General features: G+C 65.7%; 10 protein-coding genes and 1 tRNA gene. 5 read left to right on the forward strand and 6 right to left on the reverse strand.

Translation table 11 applies throughout. The features are described from left to right. Positions 1-21 precede the first annotated feature (21 nt). Positions 22-1,260, reverse strand: coding sequence for a fatty acid desaturase family protein (locus tag EL338_RS16205; protein WP_126334679.1), 1,239 nt, complete (start codon positions 1,258-1,260; stop codon positions 22-24). A gap of 12 nt (positions 1,261-1,272) precedes the next feature. Beyond that, the gene (locus tag EL338_RS16210) at positions 1,273-2,415 is read right to left on the reverse strand and encodes a ferredoxin reductase (protein WP_435404908.1); all 1,143 of its coding nucleotides are present in this window, start codon (positions 2,413-2,415) and stop codon (positions 1,273-1,275) included. Positions 2,416-2,888: 473 nt separating this feature from the next. On the opposite strand from EL338_RS16210, the gene EL338_RS16215 reads away from it, so the two are divergent. Continuing rightward, complete coding sequence (locus EL338_RS16215) at positions 2,889-3,317, forward strand: MmpS family transport accessory protein (RefSeq protein WP_126334680.1); 429 nt, start codon at positions 2,889-2,891, stop codon at positions 3,315-3,317. Continuing rightward, a complete protein-coding gene (locus EL338_RS16220; RefSeq protein WP_126334681.1) occupies positions 3,314-6,211 on the forward strand; it encodes an MMPL/RND family transporter in 2,898 nt (965 codons plus the stop codon). The genes EL338_RS16215 and EL338_RS16220 overlap by 4 nt, the downstream gene beginning before the upstream one ends. Before the next feature lie 21 nt (positions 6,212-6,232). On the opposite strand, the gene EL338_RS16225 is transcribed toward EL338_RS16220, so the two are convergent. Further along, complete coding sequence (locus tag EL338_RS16225) at positions 6,233-6,763, reverse strand: TetR/AcrR family transcriptional regulator (RefSeq protein WP_126334682.1); 531 nt, start codon at positions 6,761-6,763, stop codon at positions 6,233-6,235. A 329-nt stretch (positions 6,764-7,092) separates the two neighbouring features. Here EL338_RS16225 and EL338_RS16230 point away from each other — a divergent pair, with 329 nt between their 5' ends. Next, on the forward strand, positions 7,093-7,518 hold the full coding sequence (locus EL338_RS16230) for a PPOX class F420-dependent oxidoreductase (protein ID WP_126334683.1): 426 nt from the start codon (positions 7,093-7,095) through the stop codon (positions 7,516-7,518). A 422-nt stretch (positions 7,519-7,940) separates the two neighbouring features. After that, on the forward strand, positions 7,941-8,750 hold the full coding sequence (locus tag EL338_RS16235; RefSeq protein WP_126334684.1) for a hypothetical protein: 810 nt from the start codon (positions 7,941-7,943) through the stop codon (positions 8,748-8,750). A 491-nt stretch (positions 8,751-9,241) separates the two neighbouring features. Here EL338_RS16235 and EL338_RS16240 read toward each other — a convergent pair. The 3 genes from EL338_RS16240 to pgm form a co-directional block, all read right to left on the reverse strand. Next, a tRNA-Ala gene (locus EL338_RS16240) sits at positions 9,242-9,314 on the reverse strand. A gap of 55 nt (positions 9,315-9,369) precedes the next feature. Next, positions 9,370-10,641, reverse strand: a complete 1,272-nt coding sequence (locus EL338_RS16245) for an MFS transporter (RefSeq protein WP_126334685.1) — start codon at positions 10,639-10,641, stop codon at positions 9,370-9,372. Then, entirely contained in the window at positions 10,638-12,272 is a 1,635-nt protein-coding gene (pgm, locus tag EL338_RS16250) for a phosphoglucomutase (alpha-D-glucose-1,6-bisphosphate-dependent) (RefSeq protein ID WP_126334686.1), read from the reverse strand. Before pgm ends, EL338_RS16245 begins: the two co-directional genes overlap by 4 nt. A gap of 103 nt (positions 12,273-12,375) precedes the next feature. Here pgm and EL338_RS16255 point away from each other — a divergent pair, with 103 nt between their 5' ends. Then, a complete protein-coding gene (locus tag EL338_RS16255; protein WP_235666174.1) occupies positions 12,376-13,791 on the forward strand; it encodes an MDR family MFS transporter in 1,416 nt (471 codons plus the stop codon). Positions 13,792-13,808: the final 17 nt, after the last annotated feature.

Raw genomic sequence — 13,808 nt, forward strand, 5'->3', positions numbered from 1 at the left:
CGACGTCCGCCCCCCAAAAGGTCACGCGAGGGCGATCGCCCCGTTCTCGAGTTCACGCACCGCGCTGCGCAACCCGCGGCGTCTGCCGGTGGCGGGATCGACGCCGAAGCTTTCCCGGATTCCGTCGCGGATCCGGAACTTCAACTCGGAGTTCGTCTCGGGGGCGTTGTCGGCGCCGGCCGTGAGCAGCTTGTCGGGCAGGGCCAGCTTGGCGATGGTCCTAAACGACTGCAGATATTGCCGGCCCAGCCACCCGGTCGTGTAGGGCAGGTCGTACTTCTCGCACAGCGCCCGGACCCGTTCGCTGATCTCGGCGTAGCGGTTGCTCGGCAGGTCGGGGAACAGATGATGCTCGATCTGGTAGCACAGGTTGCCGCTCATGAACGCCATCAGCGGGCCGGCGTGAAAGTTGGCCGATCCCAACATCTGTCGCAAGTACCATTCGGCCTGGGTCTCGCTGTCGAATTCCTCCTTGGTGAACTTCTCCGCTCCGTCGGGGAAGTGCCCGCAGAAGATCACCGCGTACGACCAGTAGTTGCGGATCAGGTTGGCGACGGCATTGGCGGCCATGGTGTGCTTCCAGTTGCGTCCCGACAGCGCCGGGAACACGATGTAGTCCTTGCCGACCTGCTTGCCGACCTTCTTGCCGATGATCCGCAGATCCTTGCGCACCTCGGCCAGGGACTTCTCCCCCTTGCGGTACTTGGTGGTCTCCAGTCCGTGCGCCGCGACGCCCCACTCGAACAGGGTGCCGAGCAACACGTTGTAGACCGGGTTGCCGATCATCCATTTTTCCCAGCGCTGGTCGCGGGTGAGCCGCATGATGCCGTAGCCGATATCGTCGTCGAGTCCGACGACGTTGGTGTACTTGTGGTGAATGAAGTTGTGCGACTTCTTCCAATGCGTGCTGGGTGCGGTGGTATCCCACTCCCATTCGGTCGAGTGGATCTCCGGGTCGTTCATCCAGTCCCATTGGCCGTGAATGATGTTGTGGCCCAGCTCCATGTTCTCGATGATCTTGGCGGTGCCCAGCATCGCCGTGCCGAGGCACCAGGCCACTTTGTTGCCGCTGGCGAAGAGCACGGCGCGCCCGCCCGCGGCCAAGGCGCGCTGCAACTGGATCGAGCGCCGGATGTAGCGGGCGTCGCGCTCACCGCGGGATTCCTCGATATCGGCGCGGATGGCGTCGAGTTCGCGCGCAAGCGCCTCGACGTCCTCGGCCGTCAGGTGCGCGTAGCGCTTGATATCGGTGATGGCCACAGGCTTTCCCCCTTAGATCTTCAGTGTGCAGTCGCCTGATGCGGTGGACACACACGTGTTGATGCGGTCCCCCGCGCCGTGTTCGTCTCCGGATCGGAAGTCGCGGACGTGGCCGTCTTCCAGCGGAAGGACACAGGTCTGACAGATGCCCATCCGGCAGCCGAACGGCATCTGGATACCGACTTTCTCACCGGCCTCCAAAAGCGAGGTGGCACCGTCGATTTCGACGGTCTTGTCCGAGATCTCGAAGGTGACCGTGCCGCCTTCGCCGCCCTTGTCGGTGCGGGCAATGGTGAAGCGCTCCGTATGCAACTCCTCCGACAACCCCGCGGCGTCCCACACGGAATCGACCGAGTCGAGCATGGGTGTCGGGCCGCACGCCCAGGTCGGTCTTTCCCGCCAGTCCGGCACCAGCTCGTCGAGACGGTCGAAGGCCAGCTTGCCGTCGTGCGCCGTGAGCTGCAGGTGCAGGCGGTAACCGGGTTCGCTCCCCTCCAGCGCGCGGAGTTCGTCGTGAAAGATGACATCGTCGGCGGACGGCGCGGAGTGCAGGTGCATGATGTCAGGGCTTTGGCCGCGGGCGGTCAGCGTGCGCAACATCGCCATCAGCGGCGTGATTCCACTCCCGGCGCTGATGAACAGGATTTTCGGTGGCGGCGGATCGGGTAACGCAAAGTCGCCTTTGGGTTCTGCGAGCCGAACGATCGTTCCCGGTCTGACGCCGTTGACCAGGTGGGTGGACAGAAACCCCTCCGGCGTGGCCTTCACGGTGATCGTGATGTGCCTGTCGTGGCGCCGCGGTACCGAGGTGAGCGAGTACGACCGCCAGTGCCATCGGCCCTCGACGCGCAGTCCTATGCCGACGTACTGGCCGGGCCGGTAGACCGCCGAGAACCCCCAACCCGGCTTGATCGTCACCGTGGCGGAATCCGCGGTCTCGGTGCGGACGTCCACGATCTGACCGCGCAACTCCCGGGCCGTCCACAACGGGTTGAGCAACTTGAGGTAGTCGTCGGGCAGCAGCGGGGTGGTGGCACGCGCCGCCAAGCCGCGCAGGACATTGACCTGCGGGGTGTGCGCGGTGTCGATCTTCTGGGCCGGCTTGCTGCTCCACCGCGCCATCTTGCGCAGCGGCGCCCTCAGTCGCGGAGCCATCGCCCACTCCTCGACCAGAACCACGTCGTTGTCATGGTTGCGGTGGTACCCGCGAGTAACCTACTTCACACACCCGGCCCGATGAACGGCCCGCCCACAACCGCCGCCCGTCACGGCGACACACCAGGCAGGGCTTCCTGCTCCGGGACCTCGCTGACAGTTCTCTGTCTCGGGACATCGCTGACACCCGCCGAATAGGGCTGCGACCAGGATTGTCGATGGCCGAGTAGGTGACGGCGATGGATATCGGTGTGGCGACAGCGTCGGAATTCATCCGGCTTGTCCAATCGATACAAGCCGCCTTCGGTCCGGATCAGCGCGGCCAGGCAGCGCGGCAGGCATCGATACGACGACCACAACTTAGCCGGGCGGCTTGCAACGAGTAGACACTAAATATAACTTGACTACTGCTAGCGGCTGCAGTGCTATCTGTCCTTCCAGTCGCGTCGTCGGGTGCAGAAGGAAGTGTCGGAATGCGGTTGCTCAAACGAGCGTGGTTGCCCCTGGTGATGGTGGTGGTGATCGGCATCGCGGGTCTGACGGTGCAACGGATCCGCGGCTTCTTTGCCTCCGATCCTCCGCTGGTGACACAGGTCAACTTCGCCAACGACCCGGACCCCTTCGATCCAAAAGTATTGACATACGAGGTCTTTGGACCCGAGGGAGCTGCAGTGGACGTGAACTACGTGGATCTCGACGGCGAACCGCAACGGGTGGACGGCGTGACCCTGCCGTGGTCCATCACGCTGCAGACCACCGATCCGTCGGCCGCAGCCAACCTCGTCGCACAGGGCAAGACGAGTTTCCTGGGCTGTCGGGTGATCGTCGACGGGGAACTCAAGGATGAGCGCACCGCGTCCGGCACCAACGTCCAGACCTTCTGCATCGTGAAGTCCGCGTGAGCGCCCACAGCGCCGAGGCGCCGACCGGTCCCGTCGCCGCGCAGCGGCCGCGCTACGAAACCGCACATTTCGGCCGGATCGCCCGCGTGCTCCGCAAGCTCTCGGTCCCGATCATCCTGGCCTGGGTGGCCATCGCCGTCCTGCTCAACGTCTCGGTGCCGCAGCTGGAAGCCGTCGGCGAGCTGCGCTCGGTCTCGATGAGCCCCCAGGAGGCGCCGGCCGTCATCGCGACCCAGCACATCGGCCAAGTGTTCCAGGAGTACGAGTCCAACAGCTCGGTGATGATCGTGTTGGAGGGTCAGGAACCGCTGGGTGACGAGGCCAGGAGGTACTACGCCGAACTGATCGCCGCGTTGCAGGCCGACACCAAGCACGTCGAACATGTCCAGGACCTGTGGAGCGACCCGCTGACCGCCACCGGCGTGCAGAGCGGCGACGGCAAGGCCGTCTACGTTTCGGCCAACCTGGCCGGCGACCAGGGCGAGGCCTTGTCGCTGGAGTCGATCGAGGCCGTCAAGACCCTCGTGGAGACCCTGCCGACACCCGACGGGGTCGAGGTCTTCGTCACCGGTTCGGCGGCGATAACGGCCGAACAGACCGAGGCCAGCCACGGCAGCATGCGACTCGTGGAGGCGCTGACCTTCCTGGTCATCATCGTCATGCTGCTGATCATCTTCCGCTCGATCATGACGATGGTGTTGATCCTCGTCATGGTGTTCGTCAGCCTGCTGACAGTGCGCGGTGCGGTCGCATTCCTGGGCTACTACGAGGTCATCGGGCTTTCCACCTTCGCCACGGGCCTGTTGGTCACCTTGGCCATCGCGATCTCGGTGGACTACGCGATCTTCCTGGTGGGTCGATATCAGGAGTCCATGAGTAGTGGCGAGGACCGAGAATCGGCCTACTACACCATGTTCGGTGGCACCGCGCATGTAATTGTCGGCTCAGGACTGACCATCGCGGGTGCGACGTTCTGCTTGAGTTTCACGCGGCTGCCCTACTTCCAGACCCTCGGCGTCCCCCTGGCGGTGGGGATGCTGGTCCTGATCATGACGGCCATGACGTTCGGGCCGGCGATCGTCACCCTCGGCGGTCGATTCCTGGATCCCAAGCGCGCCACACGCGTTCGCGGCTGGCGCAAAGTCGGTGCCGCCGTGGTGCGTTGGCCCGGTCCCATCCTGATCACCAGCATCGCGGTCGCGCTCATCGGACTGCTGGCGCTACCCGGCTACCAGACCAGTTACAACGACCGTCTCTACCTGCCCGATGACATCCGGTCCAATCAGGGCTACGCCGCCGCCGAACGGCACTTCTCGCCCGCGCGGCTGAACCCGGAGATCATGATGGTCGAGAGCGACCGGGATCTGCGAAATCCGGCGGACTTCTTGGTGATCGAGAAGATCGCCAAGGCGGTCTTCCAACTCGACGGCATCGGCCGCGTGCAGACCATCACCCGGCCCGACGGCACCCCGATCGAGAACACCTCGATCCCCTACATCATCAGCCAGCAGAGCACGCTGCAGCGCATCAACGAGAAGTACAACGCCGACCGCACCGCCGACATGACCAAACAGGCCGACGAGATGGCCAAGACCATCGAGAACATGGATCGGATGCAGGCCATCACCGTCGAGATGGCCGATACGACCAACCAGATGGTGACCTCGATGGACGGCATGGTCCTCAACATCGAGGACATGCGGGACAACATCTCCAACTTCGACGACTTCTTCCGGCCGATCCGCAATTACCTGTATTGGGAACCGCACTGTTTCAACATTCCGGTGTGCTGGTCGCTGCGTTCGATCTTCGATGTCCTGGACGGCATCGACGTGATGACCGACGACATGAAATCGATGATGCCGCACATGCATCGGCTCAACGAGCTGATGCCGCAGATGATCGCGATCATGCCCGAGATGAAGCAGACCATGGTCAGCATGCGGGAGATGATGCAGACCATGCAGCAGACCCAGCTGGGTATGCAGGAACAGCAGCGCATCATGCAGGAGACCTCGACCGAGATGGGTAAGGCCTTCAACGATGCGATGAACGACGACTCGTTCTATCTACCCGCGGAAGCTTTCGACAACCCTGATTTCGCAAAGGGTTTGGAGCAGTTCCTGTCGCCGGACGGGCATGCGGTGCGGTTCATGATCAACCACGAGAGCGATCCGATGTCCGCTGACGGCATCGAGAAGATCGAACCGATCAAGACCGCCGCCAAGAATGCGATCAAGGGCACTCCGTTGGAGGGTTCGACGATCTACCTGGGTGGTACCGCGGCGACGTTCAAGGACATGGCCGACGGCACGCAGTACGACCTGTTGATCGCCGGCATCGCCGCGATCGCGCTGATCTTCCTGATCATGCTGCTGCTCACCAGGGCCATCGTGGCCGCCGCCGTGATCGTGGGCACCGTAGTGCTCTCGCTGGGCGCATCTTTCGGCATGTCGGTACTGCTCTGGCAGCATCTGCTGGGCATCGAGTTGCACTGGATGGTGCTGCCGATGGCGGTGATCATCCTGCTGGCAGTGGGCGCGGACTACAACCTGCTGGTGGTGTCCCGGCTCAAAGAGGAGAAACACGCCGGCCTCAACACCGGCATGATCCGGGCGGTCGGAGGTAGCGGTTCGACGGTCACCGCGGCCGGCATGGTGTTCGCGTTCACCATGATGGTGATGGCCGTCAGTGACCTGACCATCATGGGTCAGGTCGGCACCACCATCGGGCTGGGACTGTTGTTCGACACCCTGATCGTCCGATCGTTCATGACGACGTCGATCGCGGCGCTGCTCGGCAAGTGGTTCTGGTGGCCTCAGATGGTCCGGCAGCGACCCAAACCCCAACCCTGGCCGCCAGTTCAGCGTCAACCGGAGGATGCGTCGGTGTGATTTTCCACGCGGCCGGGCCCCCTACTCGAAGTGCGGGGCCTTGCGCGTCAGCTGCTGCGCGACGGCCAACAAGGTCCGGTGGAGTTCCTCATCGCTGACGTCTTCCAGAGCCTTGTCCGTCACCGAGCCATAGATTCCGTGGGTGACGAACGAGATGAGGATCCTGCCCTCCGGCCTGGTGCCGTCGCCGATCAACAGATTGGTGAAGCGGTCGACGATCTCGGTGAGATCCTCGCGTGATTGCACGAGGCTCTCCAAGGCCGGATCGCGGGCGAGGACGGCAGACAGCCTCCGGTGCCGGACACTGAACTCGAGGAAGCCGCTGATGGTCACTTCGCGACGGGCATCCGGATCGGAGATCGCTTCGGCGATGGTGACCACCCGCGCCATGTCGTCGAACATGGGCTGCGCGGCGGCTGCCACGATGTCTTCTTTCGAGCGGAACTGGTAGTAAACCGAGGCTTTACCCACCCCGATGCTGTCGGCGATCATCTGCAGGGTCGTACCGCTGACACCGTGCTCGGCGAACTTCGCCAGCGCCGCTTCGAGCACCCGGGCCCGGGCAGTGCCCCGACCCAGTACCGACTTAGCCACTTCGTTCTCCTTGCTCCGCGCGGCGCTGCGTCAGCGAACCCACTACCTGGGAGTTCTCGACGTCGAGTAAGCCGCGCGTAACAATCAGCTTAGCCAAGTGGATGACCTCGAGGCCGCCGAACCGCTGTCCTTCTGGTTACGTCGAATCCGGTGGGCCAAATGTTTCGATCGGAAGCTCCGGTCCGGACGAGGCGCTGCGGCGCCATCCTGGTTGGCCCGGTGCGGTTGGGGCATTCTGTGTCCGACTGCCCGCCCAACGACCTTCCCACCGAACGACGGAGACCCAGATGCCCTCGCTACTGACCGACAACGCCAAGACGATGCTGTCCAAGCCCAACCCCGCCGTCATCAGCACCGTTCGATCCGACGGACAACCCGTCTCGGCCGCCACGTGGTACCTGATGCGTGACGACCAGGTCCTGGTGAACATGGATGTCGGCCGAAAGCGCCTGGAACACATGCGCAAAGACCCGCGAGTCTCGCTGACGGTGCTCGACGAGGCCAACTGGTACACCCACCTGACGCTCATCGGGCACGTCACCGAGATCTACGCCGACGACGGCCTCACCGACATCGACGCGCTGTCGCGGCACTATCAGGGCAAGCAGTACCCGGACCGCGACCGTCCACGGGTCAGCGCCCTGATCGCGATCGACCGCGTGCACGGCTGGGGAGCGCAGAAGAACAACGATCAGCCCGACGGTCGGGGGTAGGGCAGGATTAGAGAGCGGCAGCAGGGAAGTTCGTGGCTCGACGCAGATCGTGATGGCGTCGCCTGCGCGCTGGGAACCGCGCGGGGAGCAAGGTGAATTGCACCCGACAGTCCCACGCCCGATAGTTCCAGCATGGATTCAGTGGAGGTAAATCCGGACGACCTCATGGCTACCGCCATACTGCACGACGGCCTGGCCACGTCGTTGCTCGAAGCAAACGCCCCGCGCACAGGGGGCGCGTCCCATCAGCCCACTTCGGCCGCAACCAGAATGATCACCTCGGCGGTAGGCACTATGGCCAAGGTATTCGCGAGTCGATTGGAGTCCAACGCGGCCTCCCTCGTCCAAGTAGCGACGGAGTTCACCAACAACGAGGGACGCTCCAGTGCAATCCTGGCCCAGGTCCAATCCCGAACCCCTCGATGAGCGTTGCTGCGCCCTCCCGGCCCCAGATCCAGACTTGGCGAACCGGCCACCTCACCGAGTCGGCCGCCTACTTGGCAATCACTGCCGAGACGTGGGAGCACGCGTTCAGCACCGCGTACAACCACACCCTTGCGCCTGGCGGATCGCCCTGGTCCGGACAGACCGCTCACGCCACAATCGTCCGCGCCCATGACGACCGACTGAAAGTGTTCGCGGTCGCCGACACACTCCACGAAACCGCTGCCAGAGCCCGCTCTGGAGCCGCCGAGATCGAAGCGGCGCAACGAAGGGCCCTCGCGACGATCGCGCGGGCCGAGGAGGCCGGCCTCGCGGTTCACGATGATCTATCGGTCTCGTGGGAATCGTCGGGCAACGACTTCGGCGACTCCATCGGTGAAGCCGAGGCCAAGATTCACGCCGCACACATCTGGGCCGAGGCGCTCAGCCTGGTCGAGACCGACACAGCCGTGGCCAATTCGTTGACCACCACCGCCGGCCTCGGCCCGCTACCGGAACCTCCAGCAGTCGGCCCCCTCGAAGCAGATGCGGTTCAGCTTCCAGGCCCTCGGTGGGGTGCAACCACAGAGCTGCCACCTGCACCAGCCGGGAAGGAATGGCACTACTACTGGAACTGGGGCTGGACCCTCGAGGCCCCGCTCAAGAACTGCTCCACCGGAGAAAAATTCTGGGACACCGCCCTGATCGTCACCGGCGGACTCGGTGCAATCTTCACCGGACCGGTGGGCTTCATCGCCGGTTTGGCGGTCGCCGGCGAGGCGAGCCACGAACTCGGTCAGTGCAAGTGACCGCCAGAACTCCGTCGAAAGAGAAACTGTGACAACTGCAGTGCTATACGGGTTGGCGTTCACGATCCCGGCCATCATCTACTTTGCAATGGAGCCCAGAAAATCCACGCGTGAAGCCCAGATCCGTTCGGCCATAACACTGTTCGCTGTTGCGGTTTTCTGGGCAGCTGCAGTGTATGACTACTCACAGGGCCGCGCTCGAGTTCTCCTGCTTGTCTGCAGCCTGGTCCTGATGATCGCGGCAGGCCTGATTTTGAGGAAAGGCCGACTCGGCCCTCGCCTCTGACCGCACTACCGAACGCAACTGGTCGGGCGTCACCGAGCTGCTGATGCACCAGCGAGTAGCTGGCATTCAGTGGTGACAGCCGGTCCGTAGATCTTGGCTACCGACACCACAGCGGGGCGACGTCGCATCATCCAGCACTTCGCAGACGATAGCCCGCGAACCGCGAATCCCGCTCCGACCAGTGGTCAAAGCGGGATTCGATACGTGGAGCTAAGGGGATTCGAACCCCTGACCCCCACACTGCCAGTGTGGTGCGCTACCAACTGCGCCATAGCCCCTCAAGTGGTGCTCATCGAAGTTACACCACTTCCCCACCGGTCCCAAAACCGGTGCTCAGGGCACCTCTCCGGAAACCTCCGGACCCAGCGGGCGCGCCGAGGTGTGCTCGTGCGACGACCGCGGGCGGGTCTCCTGGGCCAGCATCCAGCCGAACGACGCCAGCACCAGGATTCCGCCGCTGATCAGGAACGCCCACGAGAACGACAGGTGCTGGGCAATGAGGCCCACCAGCGTCGAGCCGACGATCGAGCCCAGGTCGGCCATCATCTGGAAAGTGGCCACGGCGGTGCCGCCGCGGGCCTTGTTGCCGACGATGTCGGCCACGGCGGCCTGCTGCGGCGAGGAGAACATGCCGGTGGCCGCGCCGGCCAGCAGCGCGGCGATCAGGAACAGCGGCAGGTTCTCGGTGAACCCGACGATGGCGGTGGCGACGCCGGCGGTGGACAGTCCGATGATCAGCAGGATGCGCCGCCCCACGCGGTCGGACAGGTGCCCGGCAGGGATCACCGCGGCCACGTTGCCGATCGCGAAGGTGGCCAGCGCCAGGCCCGCCATCCCGACGCCCTGGTCCAGCACGTCGACGACGAACAGCGGCACCAGCGCGATACGCAGCCCGAAGGCCGACCAGCCGGTGGCGAAATTCGACAGCAGCGCCGCGCGGTAGGCCCGATTAGGCAACACGTCGCGCAGTCTCACCGGCGATTCGGTGGCCGGGGCGGGCGCGGCCAGCGACGAGTGCCGCAGGCTGATGAACACCACCGTGGCGGCCACCAGCAGCGCCCCGCCGTAAATCAGGAACGGCGCCGACAGCCCCAGCCCGGCGGTCAGCGAACCGAGCACCGGTCCGCCCACGGAGCCCACCAGGAACGCCGAGGAGAACATGCCGGCCACCCGGCCGCGGGCGTTCTCGGGGCTGATCCGGATCATCAACCCCAGCGCCGAGATGAAGAACATGGTGGAGCCGATGCCGCCCAGCGACCGGAACAGCAGCAGCTGCCAGTACGACTGGGCGAAGGCACACGCCGCGGTGGACAGCGCGACGATCACCAACCCGCTGACGTAGATGCGCCGCTCCCCCAGCCGCTGCACCAGCAGCCCGGCCGCGGGCGCGAACACCAGGCGCATGAGCGCGAACGCGGTGATGACGAACGTCGCGGCGCTGATCGAGACGCCGAAGTGCCGGGCGTATTCGGGCAGCACCGGAGCGACGACACCGTAGCCCAGCGCGATCACGGCGTTGGAGGCGATCAGCACCCAGACTTCGGACGGGAGCTTGGGCTCGGAGCGGCCGTCGCTCGCGCAGTCACCCTTCGCCTCAGAAGTCACGCAATGACTGTATTCACCACCTCGCGCGCGGCCGCCTGCACCTCCGCCAGATGCTCGGGTCCGCGGAAGGATTCGGCGTAGATCTTGTAGACGTCCTCGGTGCCGGAGGGCCGCGCAGCAAACCAGGCGTTCTCGGTGGTGACCTTCAGCCCGCCCAGCGGCGCGCCGTTGCCGGCCGCCGAGGTGAGCTTGGCGGTGATCGGCTCGCCGGCCAACTCGGTGGCGCTGACCTGTTCGGGGGCCAGCTTGGCCAGCCGCGCCTTCTGCTCGCGATCCGCGGGCGCGTCGATGCGCGCGTAGGTCGGTGCGCCGTAGCGCTCCGCGAGCTCGGCGTAGCGCTGCGAGGGGGTGTTGCCGGTGACAGCGAGGATCTCCGCGGCCAGCAGCGCCAGGATGATGCCGTCCTTGTCGGTGGTCCACACCGTGCCGTCGGTGCGCAGGAACGACGCCCCGGCCGATTCCTCGCCGCCGAACCCGACTGTGCCGCCGAGCAATCCGTCGACGAACCACTTGAATCCGACGGGCACCTCCAGCAGGTCGCGGCCCATCCCGGCCACCACCCGGTCGATGATGGAGCTGCTGACCGCGGTCTTGCCGACGGCGACGGATCCGGGCCACCCGGGCCGGTGGGTGAACAGGTAGTCGATGGCGACGGCCAGGTAGTGGTTCGGGTTCATCAGCCCGCCGTCGGGGGTGACGATCCCGTGCCGGTCGGAGTCCGCGTCGTTGCCGGTGGCGATCTGATAGTCGCCGATCTTGTGGATCAGCGACGCCATCGCGTTCGGCGAGGAGCAGTCCATCCGGATCTTGCCGTCGGTGTCCAGCGTCATGAACCGCCACGTCGCGTCCACCAGCGGGTTGACGACGGTCAGGTTCAGGTCGTACCGTTCGGCGATGGCCGCCCAGTAGTCGACGCTGGCCCCGCCCAGCGGGTCGGCACCGATGCGCACCCCCTCGGCGCGGATGGCGTGCAGGTCGACGACGTTCGGCAGGTCCGCGACGTAGGCGTCGAGGTAGTCGTGGCGCTGAGCCAGCCCGCGCGCGGGGGCCAGCGACACCCGCTTCACGTCGCGCAGCCCGCCGCGCAGAATCTCGTTGGCGCGCTTGGCAATCGCCGCGGTGGCGTCGGTGTCGGCCGGTCCACCGTGCGGCGGGTTGTACTTGAAACCGCCGTCGCGCGGCGGATTGTGCGACGGGGTGACCACGATCCCGTCGGCCAGATCCGCGTCGCGGCCGCGGTTGAAGGTCAGGATGGCGTGGCTGATCGCCGGTGTCGGCGTGTACCGGTCGGCCGAATCGATCATGGCGACAACGTCATTGGCGGCCAGCACCTCCAGCGCCGAGGTCCACGCCGGTTCGGACAGGCCGTGGGTGTCGCGGCCGAGGAACAGCGGGCCGGTGGTGCCCTGGGCCGCGCGATACTCCACGATGGCCTGCGTGGTGGCCAGGATGTGCGCCTCGTTGAACGCCGCGTCCAGGCTGGACCCGCGATGCCCGGAAGTGCCGAACGCCACCTGCTGGGCAATGTCGTCGGGATCGGGCACCACGCTGTAGTAGGCGGTCACCAGGCCGGCGATGTCGATCAGGTCTTCGGGTTGCGCCGGTTGCCCGGCGCGTGGATGGGCGCCCATGACCGCAATTGTGCCCCGTACGGATCGCGGCCGCCGATTACCCGTATCCCTGATTCCACACCAGACTGGTCGGCATGCAGTGCGAGCGCAGAGCGGCCACTTGGTGAACCTTCGACACGACCCGCGCACGGCAGTGCTGATCGCGCTGATCCTCACCATGGCCCTGGTGGCCATGGACACCACCATCCTGGCGACCGCCGTCCCGCAGGTGGTCGGCGACCTCGGCGGCTTCGATCAGGTGGGCTGGGTGTTCTCGGTCTACCTGCTGGCGCAGACGGTGACCATCCCGATCTACGGCAAGCTCACCGACCTCTACGGCCGCAAACCGGTCCTGGTCTTCGGCGTGGCCGTCTTCCTCCTCGGTTCGGCGCTGTCGGCCGGCGCCTGGAACATGCTGTCGCTGATCCTGTTTCGCGCGGTGCAGGGCATCGGCGCGGGCGCGATCGGCAGCACCGTCCAGACCGTGGCCGGTGACCTCTACACCGTCGCCGAACGCGGCCGGATCCAGGGCTACCTGGCCAGCGTCTGGGGTATCTCGGCGGTGATCGCCCCGGCGCTCGGCGGCGTGTTCGCGCAATACCTGTCGTGGCGCTGGATCTTCCTGGTGAACATCCCCATCGGCGTGTTCGCCCTCTACCTGATCGTCCGGGACTTGCACGACGACGTGGTCCGCCGCTCGCACCGGGTCGACTACCTGGGTTCGGCCCTGGTCCTGGTGGCCGCGGGCATGCTGATCCTCGGGCTGCTGCAGGGCGGCACCACCTGGGCGTGGAACTCCCCGGCCAGCTTCACCGTCTTCGCGGTCGCGGCAGTCGCCGCGGTCGCCCTGATCTTCGTCGAACGTCGCGCCGCCGAACCGGTGCTGCCGTCATGGCTGTGGACCAAGCGGCGCACGGCGGCCTCGATGGCGGCCACCGCCACCGCGGGCATGATCGTGATCGGGCTGTCGGTCTACCTGCCGAACTGGGGGCAGACCGTGCTGGGGCTGTCCCCGATCGCGGCGGGCTTCGTCCTGGCCGTCATGAGCATCACCTGGCCGCTGGCCTCGGGCGTCTCCGCGCGGATCTACCTGAAGATCGGGTTCCGCAACACCGCGCTGCTCGGGGCGATCACCGCGGTCGCCGCCGGCGCGGGCTTCGCGCTGCTCGGCCCGGAATCGCCGGTGTGGCAACCGGTGGCGTGCACGGCGCTGATGGGCGTCGGCATGGGCTGGGTGTTCTCCCCGCTGATCGTCGGGCTGCAGAACACCGTCGGTTGGGACCAGCGCGGGACCATCACCGGCGGGCTGATGTTCGCCCGCTTCCTGGGGCAGAGCCTGGGCGCGGCCGGCTTCGGTGCCGTCGCCAACGCCATGCTGCGCCAGCAGCACGATCAGCCGGCCGCCGTCGCCATGCATGCGGCCACCCACGCGGTGTTCGTCGGCCTGTTGGTGGCCGGGCTGATCACCGTGGTCCTGCTGATGTTCGTGCCGAGACGGTTTCCGAGCCACACCGCGACGACCGACGAACCCGCTGCTTAGCCGGGCGATCGCCTACC

This window comes from Mycolicibacterium chitae, assembly GCF_900637205.1.
Lineage (GTDB): Bacteria > Actinomycetota > Actinomycetes > Mycobacteriales > Mycobacteriaceae > Mycobacterium > Mycobacterium chitae.

Excerpts from the sequence above, each read along its gene's own strand:
- EL338_RS16235 (WP_126334684.1), top strand. The coding sequence starts at position 7,941 with ATGAGCGTTGCTGCGCCCTCCCGGCCCCAGATCCAGACTTGGCGAACC.
- pgm (WP_126334686.1), bottom strand. The coding sequence starts at position 12,272 with ATGGGCGCCCATCCACGCGCCGGGCAACCGGCGCAACCCGAAGACCTG.
- EL338_RS16230 (WP_126334683.1), top strand. The coding sequence starts at position 7,093 with ATGCCCTCGCTACTGACCGACAACGCCAAGACGATGCTGTCCAAGCCC.
- EL338_RS16215 (WP_126334680.1), top strand. The coding sequence starts at position 2,889 with ATGCGGTTGCTCAAACGAGCGTGGTTGCCCCTGGTGATGGTGGTGGTG.
- EL338_RS16210 (WP_435404908.1), bottom strand. The coding sequence starts at position 2,415 with ATGGCTCCGCGACTGAGGGCGCCGCTGCGCAAGATGGCGCGGTGGAGC.